Origin of the sequence: Amycolatopsis sp. NPDC058278 (assembly GCF_042881395.1) — a bacterium.
In the GTDB taxonomy this organism is placed as follows: domain Bacteria; phylum Actinomycetota; class Actinomycetes; order Mycobacteriales; family Pseudonocardiaceae; genus Amycolatopsis.
Genome location: NZ_JBHVXZ010000171.1, coordinates 1 through 16408 on the forward strand (window position 1 = coordinate 1; position 16408 = coordinate 16408).

Here is a 16408-nt window from a genome sequence, read left to right on the forward strand (position 1 = left end):
CTGGCGCAACCGCCACTGCCACCCCAAACGCCACTTCGCCGTCAACTCCAAGATCCGCCGCCCCGATTACCTACCCAACGTTGCTTGATGAAGCACTAGCTCGAATCGATCTCCTTGAGTCCATCAACATTAGTCCCGGTTCGGCGACCTGGAACATAGCTCAGTTCGACCGCGTGGTCTGGTGGGATCGTGCGAACCGCCGGTTCATCCCCGTCCGCGCCTGCGCAACGCGCCCCGTCCGCCCCTGGATCTACGCCCCCCGCTGGCGACGACCAGCACCAGGTGGAACTTGCTGGCCGAGCTCACCAGCACCTGGAGGCCGGCACCCTGCGGGTCAACCACCAGTCCATTCGCCCCCCCCGACCCGCCGTAGTTGGAGGGGCAGCGAGGTGCTCCTGTTGTCGCTTCGTCGGATGGCACGCTTATCGGCTACTTCAGACTGGCGGTACGACCGGTGCCGGGCCAGGCTCGGTCGAGGTGCTCGGCGGGTCGCTCTCTTTTCGGCTGCCCACGGTGGTTGAGTGTGGCTCTCTTTTGGCGTGTGTCTCCGCCGGGCACCGGGCGAGGTTGTGGCTCAAGAGGGGTCTGCCCGGCTCGAAGTAGCGTTGCCCTCCTCGCTGTCCCTGTTGCCGGTGAGGAGGACAGCGAAATTGAGTCCGGTTGTTATTGGCATGGATCCGCACAAACGATCCGCCATAATCGAAATACTCGATCGAGCGGAGCGTGTTCTCGGTCAGGGTCGGTTCCCAGGAATCGCCCGGGTACCGCGAAATGCTCGCGCAGGGCCGACGGTATCCGGCTCGGATATGGGCGGTGGAGGGCTGCAACGGAATTGGTGAGCACCTGGCGCAGCGGCTGGTCGTCGACGGCCCGACCGTGCTGGACGTGCCGGCGAAGCTGTCCGCGCGGGCGCGGTGTTCTCCACCGGGCAAGGCCGCAAGACCGACGCCCACTCGGTCGCGGTGGTGGCGCTGCGCACGCCAAGGAATCAGCTCCAGTAGTAGTCGGTGCAGGCGGCTGACCGCGGCGGTACGGGCGGTACCGAGTTCGCGTCCGGGACACCAAACGCGCTACAGCGGCGAGCCCGGGAGGACACTCGGGGGCGACTCTGACATCCAGCGCGGCCGACCCAACCCCAACGATCGACTCTTCGGACAAGTCACTTCCCGGACCGCCACCAGCAAGCCTACCCCCTGCAGCAGCGACCCTCTTGACATAGAGGGGTGCCAATAGCGGATGTTCGATCGCCGATGCCGAGATTCCGGGCTGGAGACTTCACCAGGACGGAGAAGTGTGTGTGGCGCGTCGAGTCCTTCCGGGGTGAAGGCGATGCCGGTGACAGCCTCACTCAGCGCGAGCAGCCACGGAGTGGCGTTGCCCGCTAGTGCTGCGAGCGAGGTGGTGTAAGAGGCAAGGGGGGCCGGGACGTCGCCTTCACCTGGGTGCCGCCCTGCGTGCCTGGCGGGACCGGGTGGATCCCGCGAGCAGGGAGCGGAGCGGTGGGTCTGAAGCTGGGCGTGCCAAGGCCGCCGGCGAACTCCTCCGGCGTCAGGCGTCGAGATCGAAACCCGTGACGTACCAGGCTCTCTCGCGCTTCTCCACCTTCAAACTCAGACTGAACGAGCCGACGTCCCCGCTGGCGCCGATGAGCTCGAGACTGCGCAACGTACGACCGTCGAGCTTGACCGCCGTGTCCGGCACCGTGACCTTGTCGCCTGTCGCCTTCACGGTGCCGACCTCGACCTTTCCCGCGGGCGGCAGCTTGACGCCCGGCTTCGCCCACGCCTCGCGCAGCGACTTGGCGCTCGTCAGGGCTTGGGGCTTCCTGCACAAGGACTCGGCGTCCTGACCCGCGGGCAGCGCCGGAGCGCTGGACAGGCACGCCTCCGTGTACTGCGCCTGCAGGATCTGGGTGACCCACCGCTCGACGGCGCGGCCGGGGGTCTCGGCGCCGGAAGCGGCCGCTGCCGAAGACGTCGCGGCCGGGACGTCCGCCACCGAGGTGGGCGGGCCGGTCGTGGCCGCGTTCGCCGACCCGGCAACGCGAGCCGGACCACACGCCGCCACGAGCAGGACCATCGGTGGCACCAGCGGGAAAAGCCACCGCGCCGCCGGTCGTCGAGCGGTCCGCGTCATGGCGATCGTTCTACCGGACAAGAATCTCTCCTCGGTCAGCCGGTATGCCGGCTTCCAGCTTCGTGGGCGGGATCTTCGTGCCCGGCGACCGGTGACGTCAACCAGTGCCGGCAACGTCTGCCCCTTCGGCCACTTTTCCGATGTCGGCAACGAGCTTCTCGCCGGACCGGACCAATCACGAGACATGATCGCCACCGAGCCTTGACTCCACGCCGAGCCGGGGACTGTGCTGGTATCGCGCACGTTCGACTCGTCGCCGACCTGCGGAGCTCCACCTCCTCCCGCCGAGTCCGAAGGAGCCTCCCATGCCCCGCCGCCTTCTTCTCCTGCTCTCGGCAGGTTTGCTCGCCACCTCGACGCTCGTGGCGACCGCGGTGCCCGCCGCCGCGGCGACCACCACGATCGCCGTCAACGGCGGCGAAACCGGCCGCACCTTCGACGGCGTCGGCGCGATCAGCGGCGGTGGCGGGAACTCCCGGCTGCTGATCGACTACCCACCCGCGCAACGGGCGCAGCTGCTGGATTACCTGTTCAAACCGGGTTACGGCGCCGCCGTGCAGCTGCTGAAACTCGAGATCGGCGGGGACGCGAACTCCACCGACGGCGCCGAGCCGAGCCACCAGCACGTGCGCGGCGAAATCGACTGCAACGCCGGCTACGAGTTCTGGCTCGGCGAACAAGCCGTCGCCCGCAACCCGGAGATCAAGCTGGTGGCGCTGCCCTGGGCGGCGCCGGGCTGGATCGGCGGCGGGAACTTCTGGTCCCAGGACATGATCGACTACGACATCTCCTGGCTGGACTGCGCCAAGCGGCACGGCCTGACCATCAGCTACCTCGGCGGCTGGAACGAACGCGGCCACGACAAGACCTGGTACGAGAACCTGCGCTCGGCGCTGAACTCCCGCGGCTACGGCTCCGTGCAGATCGTCGGTGACGACACCGGCTGGAACACCGCCGACGACATGCTGGCCGACAGCCGGTTCAACGCCGCCGTCGGCGTCGTCGGCTCCCACTACCCGTGCGGCTACCTCTCGGAGGCGACCACCTGCGGATCGTCCGCGAACGCCGTCGCCACCGGGAAGCCGTTGTGGGCCAGCGAGTTCGGCTCCCAGGACTTCAACACCGGTTCGGCCGCCTACATCCGCACCATCACCCGGGGCTACCTCGACGGGCAGATGACCGGGTTCATGAACTGGCCGCTGGTGGCCGCGCTGTATTCGAACCTGCCCTACAGCACGGTCGGCCTGGCCACCGCGAACACGCCGTGGTCCGGCGCCTACCAGCTCGGGAAGAACCTGTGGGCCAACGCGCAGGTGGCCCAGTTCACCAAGCCCGGCTGGAAGTTCCTCACCGGTTCGGCGAGCGGCTACCTCGGCGGCAACCGCGCCAACGGCAGCTACATCTCGCTGAAGTCCACCAACGGCACCGACTACTCGACCATCTACGAAACCACCGGCGCGACGGCCGCCCAGACCGTCGACGTCACCGTTTCCGGCAACCTCAACGGCGGCACCGCGCACGTCTGGTCCACCGACCTCGGCTCCTCCGACGTCGCCGACCACTTCGTGAAGCAGGCCGACGTCACGCCTTCGTCGGGGAAGTACTCGCTGACCCTGCAACCGAACCGGATCTACACGGTCACCACGACGACCGGACAAGGCAAGGGCACCGCGACGAGCCCGGCGGCCGGCACGTTGAGCCTGCCCTACTCCGACACCTTCGACAGCTACCCCACGCGCAGCGCCGCGAAGTACTTCTCCGACATGCAGGGCTCGTTCGAGGTCCGGCCGTGCGCCGCCGGCCGCGGCGGGCAGTGCCTGCAGCAGGTCGCGCCGATCCGGCCGATCAACTGGCAGGACGACAGCGACGCCTTCACCCTCGTCGGCGATCCGCACTGGAGCAACTACACCGTCAGCACGGACGTCGACATGCGGCAGGCCGGCACGGTGACCCTGCTCGGCCGCGCCAACACGCAGAACCGGCCGCAGAGCCACCAGGCCGCCTACCAGCTACGCATCGCCGACACGGGCGCCTGGTCGATCGCCAAGAACAGCAGCGGTGGCGTGCTCACCACCCTCGCCTCCGGTTCCCGCGCGGCGCTGGGCTTGAACACCTGGCACACGGTCAAGCTGGGCTTCAGCGGCAACCGGATCACCGCCAGCCTCGACGGCGCAACCCTCGGCACGGTCACCGACACGGCGTTCACCGCCGGGCTCGTCGGCGTGGGCGTCGTCGGCTACCAGATGAACCTCTTCGACAACGTCACCGTCACCCCGAACGCCGACGGCGACTTCGGGGGCATCCTCAAAGGCCAGGAGGCAGGGCTGTGCGCCGACGTCCCGGCGGCCAGCCAGGTCAACGGCACCGCCGTCGCCCTGTGGGACTGCACCGGCGGCGGGAACCAGAGCTGGACCGCGACCCCGGACGGGCAGCTGAAGGTCTACGGGACCAAGTGCCTGGCCGGCGGCACGGCCAACGGGGCACCCGTCCAGATCGGCGACTGCGACAACTCCGCCGCGCAGCGGTGGACGGTCGACGCCGACGGCTCGGTCGTCAACTCCGGATCGGGCCGCTGCCTCGACGCGAGCGCGCACGGCACGGCCCCCGGTACCGCACTGGTGCTCTGGGACTGCTACGGGGGTGCCAACCAGAAGTGGGCTCGCGGCGACACCGACGGCATCCTCAAGTCCGCGGAGTCGGGCAAATGCGCCGACGTCCCAGGGGCGAACCAGGCCGACGGCACGGTGCCGGCGCTGTGGGGCTGTAACAACGGCAGCAACCAGGCGTGGACCTCGACGGCGACGAACCAGCTCGAGGTCTTCGACACCAAGTGCCTCGAGACCGCCGACGGTGGAACGGCCGACGGCACCACGGTCCAGATCCACGGCTGCACCGGGGCCGCGACGCAGCAGTGGCGGGTCCAGTCCGGTGGCGCGGTCGTCAACGTCGGGTCCGGCAAGTGCCTCGACGTGCAGGGCCACGGCACGGCCGACGGCACCCCGTTCGTCATCTGGCCGTGCACCGGCGCGGCGAACCAGCGGTGGTCCCGCCGCTGAGCAGGCAGGTCGCGCGGGGGAGTGGTCGTTCCGGGTTGTCCGCCCCCCGCGTGACCTCGGGAGAAACGACTCTTCACAGTCGGGGGTGTAGGTGCGGCCTGAAGCCGCCGGGCTCGAGCAGGCTCCTGGCGATGTAGTGGGGCCGCTGGTGATCGACTCGATGAGCTTGACCATCAGTTCGCGGCCCTTGGCGCTGTAAGCGGCGATCATCCGCTGGTAGATGCCCCAGGTGGCCTCGACCTCGATGCGGGCGTCATCAGCGAACAGCGGGGCGAGTCGGTCCTTCTGTCTGTCGGTGAGCAGCCCGGCACCGGTGTGCAGGGTGCGTTCATAGGTCTTCTTGTCAGAAGTCCGGGAGAGACACTCGTCGTCCTTCGGCGGCGGACCGGCCGATCGCGTCCAGGAGCCGGTGACGTTTGACGGCGTGGGTGAAGTCCGGGGCGGTCGCGGTGCCGTGGGTGAGATCGTTGCGGACCGCCGCGTAGGCGTGCGCCAAAGTGTGAATCGGTGTTCCGGCCAGATGGGGGTAATCGTCGTAGTCGTCGGGCAAGGTCAGCTCCGACAGCCGGGCGCGACCGCGTGAGCCGCGTACCGTGACGGGGCCGAGGTGCGGGTACCCGGTGGCGGCGGTGACTTCGAGGGTTCCCTCAGTGCCGTCGACGAGAAGAGAGAATCCAGGTCCCGACAGCGTTCCGCCGCGGTGATGGGCGGAGAGAACGGCTCCGCCCGGCAACGTGCCCGAGACGGCGATTTGATCCTCCGCTGTCATCGGGACCGTCCGGCCGGTTTGGCCCAAGGGGACGAGCGGTCGCCGGACCGCTGTCGAAGCGACTACGTCTTGCAACTCGCCGACGATCATGGACACCAGATCGATGGCGTGCCCGAAGGCGACGGTGAGCATCGTGGTCCCGAGTGCGCGGTCGAGCGTGTATCGCATGCGCTCGGAGACGGGGGTACCCCACTCGGCCGATGACGCCAGCACTGTCGCGGACAGCACCTTTCCCACGTATCCGCCGGCGACGAGGTCGGCCAGCCAGCGGGTGGTGGGTGATGAACGCCCCTGGAGCCCGATGAAGGTGCGCGTCCCGCGGGCGGCTTGGTGCATTTCCTCGGCCTCGGCCAGATCGACGGCGAACGGCCACTCGCTGAGCACCGGTACGCCTGCCTCCAGCACGGGCAATATCAGCTCGCGATGCCTGGGCACCTTGACCGCGACGACCACCAGGTCGACGGTCTCGTCCTCTGCGAGCTGCTTGACCGATGCGTAGCCGGGCACCCCGAACGCGGCGCCGGCAGCGACCGCCGAGGCTTCGGAACTCGTCGCCAGAGCGGTCAGTTCCATGCCGTCGACGGCCGACAGTGCGGGCAGGTGTGCTCCGGCCGCCCATCCTCCCGACGCGCTCAGGCCCACGATCCCGACACTGGTCGGCCGTCTTCCGGGTTCTGCCATCGCCTTCCTTTCGCTTCCCCTTCGCCAGTTATGGTCTCTCGGTACAGAAGCTGGCCCGGTCCGCTAGCCCGGCCAGGCGAGCAGCGCCGTGGCGGCGATCTCATCGAGTTCGTCGGTCCCCAGGCCGTTCGCGGCCTGGACCGCGATGCCGAATCCCATCGTCATGATGAAACGGGCGAGACGCCTCGGATCGGCGTCCGGCCCGAGGTCGCCTTCGTCGACGGCACGCCGGAAGCGCTCCTCGAGCCGTACGCCCGCATCGTTGCGCCAGTCGACGAGCACATCGTGCGCCGGGCGGCCCTGCTCGCTGAGCGCCAGTGCGCCCTGAACGGACAGGCATCCGGCGGGGGCGCCGGGCGATGTCGTGGTCCGGACGGCTCCGCGAAGGAACGCCTCGGCCACTCCTCGTGCCGTGGGCTCGTGCAGGGCGCGCGTGGCATAGGAGGCCGGCCCCTCGGCGTAGCGCTCCACGGCCTTGCGGAAGAGCTGCTCCTTGTTGCCGAAAGCGGCGTACATGCTCGACTTGGTGATTCCCATGGCGCCGGTCAGATCCGTCAGGCTCGTTCCGTCGTAGCCCCGAGCCCAGAACACCTGCATGGCGCGCTCGAGCGCCTCGTCGACGTCGAACTCTCTGGGGCGACCGAACGCTGTGCTCCGCGAACCACTCATAGCGGCATCCTCCTCGCTCCAGAGCTGACGCGGCCGGCCCATGGCGCGGCCGCTGTCTCTCCTCCTTCGCAGACTTTAGTACCGATCGGTCCCAATGTGCTAGCGTTCTGTACCGATCGGAACTTAAAGCAGTCGGCCTCACATCAGAAAGGGGACATCAGGATGAAAACCACCTCACTCGGAGGGCTGGAGATCTCCCGCATCGGTCTCGGCGCGATGGGAATGTCAGCCTTCTACACCGGAGCCGGCCGGCTGAACGACCAGTCGATCCGCACGATCCGGCACGCCCTGGATCTCGGCGTCACCCACATCGACACCGCCGGCCGCTCGGCCACGGGTTCCTCACCGGCAACATCCGCTCGCTGGACGGCCTCGACGCCGACGATTGGCGCCGCACCAACCCGCGATTCACCGGCGGCAACCTCGAACTCAACCTGCGCATCGTCGACGAGGTCACCGCCGTCGCCGCCGAAGCCGGGGCCACACCCGCACAGGTCGCCCTCGCCTGGCTGCTCGCCCAGGGCGACGACATCGCCCCCATCCCCGGCACCACACGCATCGACCGGCTGGAGGAAAACACCGCCGCCGACGGCATCGAACTCACCGACGCCCAGGTCGCCCGGCTGAACAACCTGTAGTCGGCCGCCGGTGACCGCTACGACGAAGCCAACATGGCCGCCGTCAACCGCTGAGCGACAGCGAACTCGGGCCCGTTCCGAACGGACGGCTGCATTCACAGCGATCGGCACAAGGCCGATCACACCTTTAAGGGAAAACATGAGAAAGAGAATGACGGTCCTGACCAGGGTAGTCGTTGCCGCCATCACTGCGGCCACCACTGTCGTGGGGACCGGCCTGGTCTCGGCCGATGCCGCCGTGACCGCAAGGCCGGAGTCGGCTGCCGTGCAGAGTGCCGCCACCCAGACCAACCGGCCGCCGATCGGCTACCAGTCGAACTACGCGCGGGTGAACGGTTTCCGGATGCACTACCTCCGCGGAGGCAACGGCTCACCGGTCGTTCTTCTGCACGGCTTTCCGCAGACGTCCGCCGAGTGGGAGCCGCAACTTCAGGCACTCGCCAAGAACCACACCGTGATCGCTGTCGACCTTCGCGGAACCGGTGACTCCTCAATTCCGGAGACCGGCTACGACACGACACAGTTGGCCAACGACGTGCACACGCTGCTCGCCCACCTCAACCTCAACAAGGGCATCCAGATCGTGGCCCACGACATCGGCGCGTGGATTGCCTACCCGTACGCCGCGATGTGGCCCACCGAGGTCAGCAGGATGGTGGTGATGGAGGGGCCCATCCCCGACCGGTCCCTCTACACGTTCCCGGCCTTCTCTCCCGAGGGTGAGCTTTCGACGTGGCACCTGGGATTCTTCCAGAAGGACTTCGCTCAGGATCTTGTCCGCGGGCACGAGCGTGACCTGGTCAAGGGGTTCATCGAGCAGTACCTGGCAGTGGACAGTGCGTTTGACACCGGCGACTACGAGTTCTACGCCCGATCCCTCCGCGAACCCGGCCGGTTCAAGGCGTGGATGGACATGTACCAAGCGCTTCACACCGACATTGCCCAGAACGAGAAGTTCCGTGAAGCGGGGCTACTGAAGATGCCGGTCCTGGCCGTCGGTGGCGAAGAGGCGCTGAGCAGTGCCGTCGGTACTCAGTGGAAGGGCTACGCCTCGAACGTCGAGACCCAGGTAATGGCCGACACTGGCCACTGGCTCACCGAAGAACGACCGCGGGAGCTCACCGCGCTGCTGCTCGAGTTTCTGCGCTGACGGCCGGAGGCGCTGACACCAACCTCTGAACGTCAGGGCGTGCACTGTCCGAGGACCGTGCACGCCCTGACGTTCTCGATGCGGTGGCCGCCGCCGATCCTCGAGGGTCGTGGCGTCGACCACGGTCAGGCCGCACCCGAGTCTTCGCCACACGGCGGAGGTCACATGGCCGCAACTCCGCCCGAATGCATGGTGATGAGCGGTATTGAGAAACTGCTGTATTCCGCGCCGGCGGCCGGCGCCCAGGGTCGGCCAGAGTGTATTCGGGCCAGGTCTGGGCCCAGCCGTTGCTTCGGCTCCTCCTTCACGCCGGTCCTCAACCGCCGTCGACTCGTGCGTGCCTAGCTACCTGAATCATCGGCCTTTGAGTCGGTGCTGCTGAGGGCTGATGCCCGTATGGCGGGCTGAAGTCGGCGGGCCGCCTGAAGCCCCATCGTGCGGCGATGGAGGCGATCGTCAGAAGACTCAGGCGCGGTTCGCTCAGGTCCCGTCGTCCACGATCCAGGCGACGGTGTCGGATGGGAACTACACAGTTGCGAGCCAACGGTTGGGCGTGACCGAGTGGGCTCGAGAGCTGGAGCGAGCGGGGATCGCCCCGTCGACGGTGAGCTCGCAGCTGAACCTCCTGTCGACGCTATTGACCGATGCCGCCGGCGAGCGGCTGATCCCGTTCAACGCGGTGCGCCGGCGGAGGCGTTGTGGCCGGCGGTCACGGCGGGCCGTGGCGGAGCGGATCTGGGCGACGCCGGAGCAGGTGGTGCGGTTGTCCGAGCAGGCCGGTGTCCTCGGCGGACCGATCGCACGGCTGCTGGTCATCACCGCGGCGTGGACCGGCTGCCGGTGGGGCGAGCTGGCCGGTCTCCGTCGCGACAATGTCGATCTCGGACGTGGCGTGATCGTGATTGATCCGCTGGTGGGTGCGTTGCACGAGTCGGGGTCGATGCTGTGGCTGGGGCCGCCGAAGACCCGGGCCTCGCACGGACGATCGCGCTCCCGCCGTTCCTGGTCGCGCTGCTGCGAGACCATCTCGCCCGGCACCGGCACCGGTACGAGTTCGTGTTCACGACGCCGAGCGGGACGTGGTTGTGGCGCTCGACGTTCCTTCGTCGCGTCTTCCGCCCAGCGGTCGACGGTAGCGAGGCGTCCGGAACCAAGGCGGGGTGCGCGGCGGTCCGGCCCGGGTTGACCTTCCACGGGCTGCGGCACAGCCACGAGACCTGGCTGATCGCCGGCGGCGCACCGGAGGTCGAGCAACGGCTGCTCGACGACCTGGAGCACCGCTGGCACACCGCGGCGCCACTACCGCCGACACCGTCACCGAGTGTGGCCGACAGTGGGCGGGTGGCGACGGTCGTCCCCCTCTTCGCCACGGTGGGGGTCACCCGCCGGGCGAGCCGGGGAGCAGCGGGAACACCGCGTCGACGCTGTGCCGGGGATGGGGCAGTGCTCCAGTTTTGCCCCACCAAGAGCACAAGATCACACCGGAGGCGATCATCGAAGATCGAACCCGAAACGCAGAAGACCTCTCCGACCAGCCAATAAAGCTGAAACGAAGGGGTTCGTTGCGATGTGGAGCTAAGAGCTTGGCTCATGTGGTGAGGCTGGCTCCGAGGGCGAGGAAGTGTCCGGCTTTGCGTTCGTAGCGCAGGGTCGGCGGCGGTATCCGGTGTCGGGCGGCAGTTACTTCTGCGACTGGGCCAGCAGCTGCAGCGCGAGGGCTTTCAGTTCGGGGCCGGCGGTGGCGGCGTTGCCGGAGTCGACGGGAGGGTGGGGGTCGTATTCGACGGCGAGCTGGACGGCGCGGGCGGTCTCTTCGCCGGCGATCAGGGCGGCGAGGCAGAGCGCGAGGTCGATGCCCGCGGACACACCGGCGGCCGTGATGACCTTGCCGGTCCGGACGTACCGGTCGGATACGTACTTCACGCCGAACGTGCTCTCCAGGTAGCTGGCCGAGGCCCAGTACGTGGTCCCGCGGTCTCGGAGCAGGCCGGCCGCCCGAGGATCAGCGCGCCGGTGCAGACCGAGGTGGTCCACGTCGTGTGCCGGTCGATGCGGCGGATCCAGTCGAGCAGGACCGGGTTTTGCATCGCGGCGACCGTCCCACGGTTGCCCGCACCGGGCACCAGCAGCACGTCGAGCCGGTCGATCTCGGCCACCGAACGTTCGGCGAGGACCGAGACCTACCGGGTGTCGCTGCGGACCGGGCCGCGGTGCTCGGCGATCATCGTCACCGTCGCGCCCGGCAGCCGGGACAGCAGTTCGGCCGGTCCTGCCGGATCCAGGAGGCTGAAGCCGTCGTAGAGCAGGACGCCGATCCGCGGACCCCGGGTCCAGGCGTTCGCCGGCCCGGCCGTGAGGCCCAGCGCCGCGGTCGCCGCCACGCCGGTCAGCGCCGTCCTGCGGGTGGTTTGCGTAGCGATCATGCCTGAGAAGTGTGGGCGGTTCACGTGCCGGACGGGACCGGCATGTCCGGCATCCGGCGAATCGTGTCCCCTGAGGCCGTAGTGGTTGAGGAACGCCTCCCGCAACGTCGACGCCGAGGTGAACCCGCAGCGGCGCGCGACCGCGGCCAGCGGTAGGTCGCTGCTCCGTGCGAGGTGCGCGGCAGCCTCGGTCCGCGCGGCCCGCACCGCGCGGGCCGGGGTCCGGCCCAGATGGGTGGCGAACAGCCGGTTCAGATGGCGGGTGGTGATCCCGGCCCGGTGCGCCAGCGTCGGCGGACTGAGGTCCTCGGCCAGGTGCGCGGCGATGTGGCCGAGCAGGTCGCGCACCAGCCGGTTGGTGGGCGGGGGGCCGGACAGGAACACGCTGATCTGCGGTCACCGCCGCCAGCCGCCGCGCCCGGCCAGCACGATCCCCGACGAGCTGCGGGCGGCTTCCCCGAAACCGTCGCCAGCTCGATCCCGTAGGGAGGTGTGGCGCCGTGGGAATTGGCGATCTCCAGGGCGCCGCTCGGACACGCGACGTCGAGTACCTGCACACCGTCGTATGCCACGATCACCACTCGCCGAACGGCTCCCTTGTCTTCTGCCACAACGGAACCCAACCCAGTCAGGAGTGCGCCGAGAGCGTCGAAGACCAACCGCGCAGCCCGAAGTCACCGGTCTCGAGCCTCGTTCCGGAGTCCGGCTCCGGGCCGCGCAACACGGTCACGCGTGGCTGCGTCCTGCGTCGACGAATCGAGTCAGCAGGTCCTCGAACACCTCGAGCTCAGCCTCCGTGAACGGTTCGAACAGCTCCCGGCCGGCGGCACCGCCGGCCCTCGTCGCGGTTTCGAACGCGGCCCGGCCGGCCGCGGTGAGGGTCAGCTCGGAGACGCGTTTGTCCGTCGTGGACCGAGTCCTGCTCAGGTAGCCGACGTTTTCCAGGTCCTCGACGGTGCGGACCATGCCGGCCTTGTCGCTGCCGGTTTCGCGAATCAGGTCCCGCTGCGTCGAGACGCCGTCGCGGTCGAGGAGCAGGAGTACGCCGAAGTGCTTGCTGGTCAGGTTCAGCGGGGCGAGAGCGTCGTTCAGTGCGGCTGCGGCTCGTCGGTGCGCCTGGCGCAACAGCAGGCCGAGCCGAAGGCTGGCGCGGGTGCGTTGAGGCATCGACACATCCTATGTTAGCTTCAAATGAATCCGATTCATTTGAATCTAGCACGAGGGGCATGAGTGTGACCATTGCCACCGTCGTGGCTACTACGAGGCGTCGTTGCGGACCTTCTCGCGAGCATCCCCACCAGCCCGGCATCCACACCGTCCTCGCCCGAGACCGCCCCGCGGCCGAGCAACGCGACTCGCGGCCGACCAGCCATGAAAGCAGTCATGAAACCAAGGAGAACCACCATGCCGGTCCGCGTCGTCACCGGACTCGCCCTGCTGTCCACCGGCGTGCTCGCGGGCGCGTTCGGCTACGGCGCCGTCAACGTCCAGACCACGTTCAACGCGGTACCACTCGACGTGCGCCTGACCTTCCACACGACACTCATGCGCATGAGCGGCCCGGTGATGCAGACCGCCATGGCCCTCGCCATCCTCAGCACGGCTGCGCTGGCCGGGCTGTCCCGCGGCACGGCGCGGTACCTCGCGGGCGTAGCCGGCCTGCTCGCCGTCGCGTCCTTTCTGGTCACCCGGTTCGGCAACGTGCCCATCAACGGCCAGATCAAGGTGTGGGCCGCCACCACGCCACCGCCGGACTACCGCACGATCCTCGACCGGTGGGAGATGTTCAACGTCATCCGAAGCCTGGCCGCGCTCGTCGCGTTCCTCCTCATCATCACACTCGTCGCCCGCGCCATGGAGGCCGGACGTGGCGACCGACACGCAGAAGGAGTCCTGGCGTCGTGAGGAGCCGGCTTCGGGCCGCAACGGCAGTCAGGTGGGCGGGTACTCCCGGCGAGATCCAGCAGCGTCGAGCGGCGGTGCCGTGGCAGGCACGACCCCGGGAGAAACCCCGACCAGCCGACGGCTCACCCCAGGGTCCGCCGGGGGTTTCGGAACCTGCGTCCACATCTCGCCTACCCCGCCAGCGTCCCGAAACCCTCACGCCGAGGCCCCGGCTGCCGACGGCGCTGTTCGGCGGTCATCGCAATGACGTCACCCAGCTGATTTCGCTGCTCGACGCCATCCCGCCGATCCGCGGCGTGGTCGGCAAGCCACGGCGCCAGCCTCGCCGGCTCTACGCCGACCACGACGAGTACCGCCGCCTGGTCCGCGCCCGCGGCATCATCCCGCTCATCGCCCGCCGCGGCACCGAGCACGGCTCAGGCCTGGGCACCATCCGCTGACCCGTCGAACGCATCTTCGCCTGGCTGAAGAATTTCCGCCGCCTGCGCATCCGCACCGAACGCCGAGCCAACGTCCGCCAAGCCATCCTCAGCCTCGCCTGCTCCATGATCTGCCTCCGCAAACTCCTTCTGAACTGACCCCTAACCAAGTGAGACACGCTCTTACTCGGCCGCAGCGGAACCGTCGTCTCCTCGTCCGCCCAAGGAGTTGGGCCCGCAGCAGTGGACTCCACGGACCAAGGGACTTCTGCGACCGCGCCTCGCCGGACCGACCCAGGTGGTCGTGCCAGGTGACTGCCGACAGCGTCGTGATCTCAGAGCCCGTCCCGGGCCGCGGTGAGGAGTTCGGTGAGCAGACCTGCCCGGGTGGCGGTGTCCTGCTCGTCACGGGCCGGGTGCCAAGGACAAGCGATGTCGACGGCGATGACACGGCCCGTGGCCAGCACGCGGCGCGCGGCGTCGAGAACGGCTCGCTGCGTTGGTCCGTTCGGGGCTGGAAAGCGCATCCCCGGCAGTTCATCGGTGCTGATCACGTCCACGTCGATGTGCAGCACGAGCGGCCCGTCAGGCAACGTCGTGGCCTGGAGGTCCTCGACTCCGTGGCGCCGGACGTCGCTGCCGGCGAGGTAGTCGACCTCGGCGGGGTCGAGATCGCGTGCATCAACGAGCACCGCCTGGCGTTCGGTCAGGGGACGAAGCCCCAACGGTGCCGCGAATCGTTCCTCGTGCGCGCCCAGCACGAGCCGCAGCGCCATGCCACCGAGGTAACCCGAGGTCGAACTGTCCAGGGTGTGCACATCGCCGTGCGCGTCGAACCAGACCACCGACGGGTCAAAGCCCGCACGTTGCGCACCCGTGATTGTGGCGCTCACGACCAGGCAATCTCCGGACACCACGACCGGCGCGACGGCCTCCTGAGCCCCGAGCCGGGCAGTCACCCTGTCCGCCACGACGTCGAACAAGGCCACCAGACGCGTCCAGATATCCCCTTCGGGCAAGGGGGCTTCGACGGTCTCGATGACGGCCGACCCCGGCAGCGGGATGCTGCTGTCGGGCAACCGTTCATCCTGGTGGTAAGGCACGGCGATGGTCATAGGGCCAGGGTAGACATGCGAACGCCACAGGGCCGCCGAAGGGCTCCTGGGGTGTCCTCCCTCTGGTTGTCGAGCCACGACGGGATCGGAACCGGCTTGAGCACGCCGGTGGCAGGCGCGGTCGCCCCGCGGCCTACGCCCGAAACGACGCAACGATCAGTGCCGAATCCAAGCACTCTCGGCTCGGCTCACCGCGAGCCATCCAGCAGCGCGGCGCGGACAGTTGCTCTGCGTCTCATGAGACACCTCATTCTGGGGAACGGAGGCTACGCCGAGATCCGCGACCGGCACTTGGCGCTGGAACGAAGACACCTACGGCGGCATGGTCCACCGGCTCATGTCGGACTGCGGATACCCGGAATTCGTTGCGCCCCTTGACTATCCCTGCGAACCGGACGTGGTCGCCCACTCCGGAGCCACGGTGCTCAAGCACCAGGAATGGACCTCGGAGTCCTACCTCTACCTGGCCCGCGAATTCCCACACGCAACCTGGATGCCCATCCTTCAGGGCTGGACGCCGCAAAACTACGTTCTCCGGACTACCAAAATCAAGCAGCGGCGGAAGATCGCCCTATTGGTCCATGGCGATACCGTCGGTATCTGTTATTGGCCCTCTGTTCACCCCCGTAATGTCGTCCGGCGAGATTGTATCCGCACCGGTCTGACAATTTGCCAACTGGCTTTCGCTCAGGATGGCTCCGAAAAAGTTTGCGCCGCGGAGATCTACATTTCGAATTTTGCGTCCGTGAAGTTGGCTCGTCGGAGATCTGCATCGCGCATGGAAGCGCCACTCAAGTCGGTACCTACAAGCTGCACATCTCTGAGGATTGCTTTATTGAGGAAGGTCATTCGGAGTTGCGACTTGTTCAGGCACGCGTATTCCAGGTTGGGCGCCTCGAAGGAGGTATGCCCGACGAAGATCGAGTCGAGACAAGGAAAGTCGATGGACAAGTTTCACTGCCGGATTCCTTTCAAGGATGGTAATTGTCGCGTGGACGTCAGGTGCTCGGTCTCGAAGCCATGGAAGATCCTTTTCGACGGGCGGATTAGGGGGCCAATCTGGGACTTTTCCGTCGTTGGCGCCCCATTGCGCCTGGCTACGCAAGAAGGCTGCGATGACTTCAGTGACAGCTACTCGATCATCTTTCGAATCACGGGGTATCCGCTCCAGCGCGTAGAGCCCGCCGATCCTGGTATCAAATTTGTCGGATCCCAACCGGTCGATTGCGCGAGTGAACCTTTCAGTTACGTGTCCTTCGCGATTCACCTGCATCTGTCGCCAAGTTGCTATCGCCCCGACGGCAACCAGCAGGCCGGCTATTGCCTGCAGAAGTGTAGAGTGAGCATTGTTTTGCAATTGCCCGTGGGCTTATTGGAGTTGAATTCAATGGCGGATAGAGCACTTGAGGTAATATTACGAGGCTGCTCGAGATGCCCAGTAGGAAGA

Annotated in this window: 15 protein-coding genes and 3 pseudogenes; 7 read left to right on the forward strand and 11 right to left on the reverse strand. The window is 67.6% G+C overall.

All coding sequences use genetic code 11. The annotated features are described in order from the left end of the window. Positions 1-1548: 1548 nt before the first annotated feature. Positions 1549-2136 (reverse strand): hypothetical protein, encoded by a 588-nt coding sequence (locus tag ACFVYA_RS45620; protein WP_387054281.1) that lies wholly within the window; start codon positions 2134-2136, stop codon positions 1549-1551. Here ACFVYA_RS45620 and ACFVYA_RS45625 point away from each other — a divergent pair. Continuing rightward, a complete protein-coding gene (locus ACFVYA_RS45625) occupies positions 2135-2341 on the forward strand; it encodes a hypothetical protein (protein ID WP_387054283.1) in 207 nt (68 codons plus the stop codon). The genes ACFVYA_RS45620 and ACFVYA_RS45625 overlap by 2 nt on opposite strands. Positions 2342-2441: 100 nt before the next feature. Then, complete coding sequence (locus ACFVYA_RS45630) at positions 2442-5192, forward strand: ricin-type beta-trefoil lectin domain protein (RefSeq protein WP_387054284.1); 2751 nt, start codon at positions 2442-2444, stop codon at positions 5190-5192. A gap of 73 nt (positions 5193-5265) precedes the next feature. Here the strand turns inward: ACFVYA_RS45630 and ACFVYA_RS45635 are convergent. The 3 genes and pseudogenes from ACFVYA_RS45635 to ACFVYA_RS45645 all read right to left on the reverse strand — a co-directional run. Further along, positions 5266-5519, reverse strand: a pseudogene (locus ACFVYA_RS45635) (hypothetical protein); the annotation flags it as partial. 16 nt (positions 5520-5535) lie between these two features. Next, positions 5536-6603: a Gfo/Idh/MocA family protein gene (locus ACFVYA_RS45640; RefSeq protein WP_387054286.1), complete on the reverse strand. Its 1068-nt coding sequence runs from the start codon at positions 6601-6603 to the stop codon at positions 5536-5538. 102 nt (positions 6604-6705) lie between these two features. Continuing rightward, positions 6706-7311 (reverse strand): TetR/AcrR family transcriptional regulator, encoded by a 606-nt coding sequence (locus tag ACFVYA_RS45645; RefSeq protein ID WP_387054288.1) that lies wholly within the window; start codon positions 7309-7311, stop codon positions 6706-6708. Positions 7312-7673: 362 nt separating this feature from the next. Here ACFVYA_RS45645 and ACFVYA_RS45650 point away from each other — a divergent pair, with 362 nt between their 5' ends. From ACFVYA_RS45650 to ACFVYA_RS45660, 3 genes are all read left to right on the forward strand, one after another. Then, the gene (locus tag ACFVYA_RS45650; RefSeq protein WP_387054306.1) at positions 7674-7949 is read left to right on the forward strand and encodes an aldo/keto reductase; all 276 of its coding nucleotides are present in this window, start codon (positions 7674-7676) and stop codon (positions 7947-7949) included. Between the two features lie 151 nt (positions 7950-8100). Next, on the forward strand, positions 8101-9099 hold the full coding sequence (locus tag ACFVYA_RS45655) for an alpha/beta fold hydrolase (protein WP_387054290.1): 999 nt from the start codon (positions 8101-8103) through the stop codon (positions 9097-9099). A gap of 604 nt (positions 9100-9703) precedes the next feature. Next, positions 9704-10285: a hypothetical protein gene (locus ACFVYA_RS45660; protein WP_387054292.1), complete on the forward strand. Its 582-nt coding sequence runs from the start codon at positions 9704-9706 to the stop codon at positions 10283-10285. A gap of 494 nt (positions 10286-10779) precedes the next feature. Here ACFVYA_RS45660 and ACFVYA_RS45665 read toward each other — a convergent pair whose 3' ends face one another. The 4 genes from ACFVYA_RS45665 to ACFVYA_RS45680 all read right to left on the reverse strand — a co-directional run bounded on the left by ACFVYA_RS45665 (position 10780) and on the right by ACFVYA_RS45680 (position 12689). Continuing rightward, the gene (locus ACFVYA_RS45665; RefSeq protein ID WP_387054293.1) at positions 10780-11022 is read right to left on the reverse strand and encodes a hypothetical protein; all 243 of its coding nucleotides are present in this window, start codon (positions 11020-11022) and stop codon (positions 10780-10782) included. Beyond that, entirely contained in the window at positions 11019-11255 is a 237-nt protein-coding gene (locus tag ACFVYA_RS45670; protein WP_387054295.1) for a hypothetical protein, read from the reverse strand. The genes ACFVYA_RS45665 and ACFVYA_RS45670 overlap by 4 nt, the downstream gene beginning before the upstream one ends. A 24-nt stretch (positions 11256-11279) precedes the next feature. Continuing rightward, positions 11280-11906, reverse strand: a complete 627-nt coding sequence (locus ACFVYA_RS45675) for a helix-turn-helix domain-containing protein (RefSeq protein WP_387054297.1) — start codon at positions 11904-11906, stop codon at positions 11280-11282. Between the two features lie 342 nt (positions 11907-12248). Next, positions 12249-12689: a MarR family winged helix-turn-helix transcriptional regulator gene (locus ACFVYA_RS45680; protein WP_387054299.1), complete on the reverse strand. Its 441-nt coding sequence runs from the start codon at positions 12687-12689 to the stop codon at positions 12249-12251. A gap of 237 nt (positions 12690-12926) precedes the next feature. Between ACFVYA_RS45680 and ACFVYA_RS45685 the strand changes: the two genes are divergently transcribed. Both ACFVYA_RS45685 and ACFVYA_RS45690 read left to right on the forward strand, forming a co-directional pair. Beyond that, positions 12927-13427 carry an anthrone oxygenase family protein gene (locus tag ACFVYA_RS45685; protein WP_387054301.1) on the forward strand — a complete coding sequence of 167 codons (501 nt, stop codon included), beginning with the start codon at positions 12927-12929 and terminating at the stop codon, positions 13425-13427. Positions 13428-13639: 212 nt separating this feature from the next. After that, positions 13640-14005, forward strand: a pseudogene (locus ACFVYA_RS45690) (transposase); the annotation flags it as partial. A gap of 176 nt (positions 14006-14181) precedes the next feature. Here the strand turns inward: ACFVYA_RS45690 and ACFVYA_RS45695 are convergent. The 3 genes and pseudogenes from ACFVYA_RS45695 to ACFVYA_RS45705 all read right to left on the reverse strand — a co-directional run bounded on the left by ACFVYA_RS45695 (position 14182) and on the right by ACFVYA_RS45705 (position 15810). Continuing rightward, the gene (locus ACFVYA_RS45695) at positions 14182-14961 is read right to left on the reverse strand and encodes an arginase family protein (RefSeq protein ID WP_387054303.1); all 780 of its coding nucleotides are present in this window, start codon (positions 14959-14961) and stop codon (positions 14182-14184) included. A 571-nt stretch (positions 14962-15532) separates the two neighbouring features. After that, positions 15533-15703, reverse strand: a pseudogene (locus ACFVYA_RS45700) (hypothetical protein); the annotation flags it as partial. After that, positions 15685-15810 carry a pentapeptide repeat-containing protein gene (locus tag ACFVYA_RS45705; RefSeq protein ID WP_387054308.1) on the reverse strand — a complete coding sequence of 42 codons (126 nt, stop codon included), beginning with the start codon at positions 15808-15810 and terminating at the stop codon, positions 15685-15687. The gene ACFVYA_RS45705 and the pseudogene ACFVYA_RS45700, both read right to left, overlap by 19 nt. Between the last annotated feature and the right edge of the window lie 598 nt (positions 15811-16408).

Excerpts from the sequence above, each read along its gene's own strand:
- ACFVYA_RS45655 (WP_387054290.1), top strand. The coding sequence starts at position 8,101 with ATGACGGTCCTGACCAGGGTAGTCGTTGCCGCCATCACTGCGGCCACC.
- ACFVYA_RS45705 (WP_387054308.1), bottom strand. The coding sequence starts at position 15,810 with ATGACCTTCCTCAATAAAGCAATCCTCAGAGATGTGCAGCTTGTAGGT.
- ACFVYA_RS45645 (WP_387054288.1), bottom strand. The coding sequence starts at position 7,311 with ATGAGTGGTTCGCGGAGCACAGCGTTCGGTCGCCCCAGAGAGTTCGAC.
- ACFVYA_RS45685 (WP_387054301.1), top strand. The coding sequence starts at position 12,927 with ATGCCGGTCCGCGTCGTCACCGGACTCGCCCTGCTGTCCACCGGCGTG.
- ACFVYA_RS45680 (WP_387054299.1), bottom strand. The coding sequence starts at position 12,689 with ATGCCTCAACGCACCCGCGCCAGCCTTCGGCTCGGCCTGCTGTTGCGC.
- ACFVYA_RS45625 (WP_387054283.1), top strand. The coding sequence starts at position 2,135 with ATGGCGATCGTTCTACCGGACAAGAATCTCTCCTCGGTCAGCCGGTAT.
- ACFVYA_RS45620 (WP_387054281.1), bottom strand. The coding sequence starts at position 2,136 with ATGACGCGGACCGCTCGACGACCGGCGGCGCGGTGGCTTTTCCCGCTG.
- ACFVYA_RS45695 (WP_387054303.1), bottom strand. The coding sequence starts at position 14,961 with ATGACCATCGCCGTGCCTTACCACCAGGATGAACGGTTGCCCGACAGC.
- ACFVYA_RS45630 (WP_387054284.1), top strand. The coding sequence starts at position 2,442 with ATGCCCCGCCGCCTTCTTCTCCTGCTCTCGGCAGGTTTGCTCGCCACC.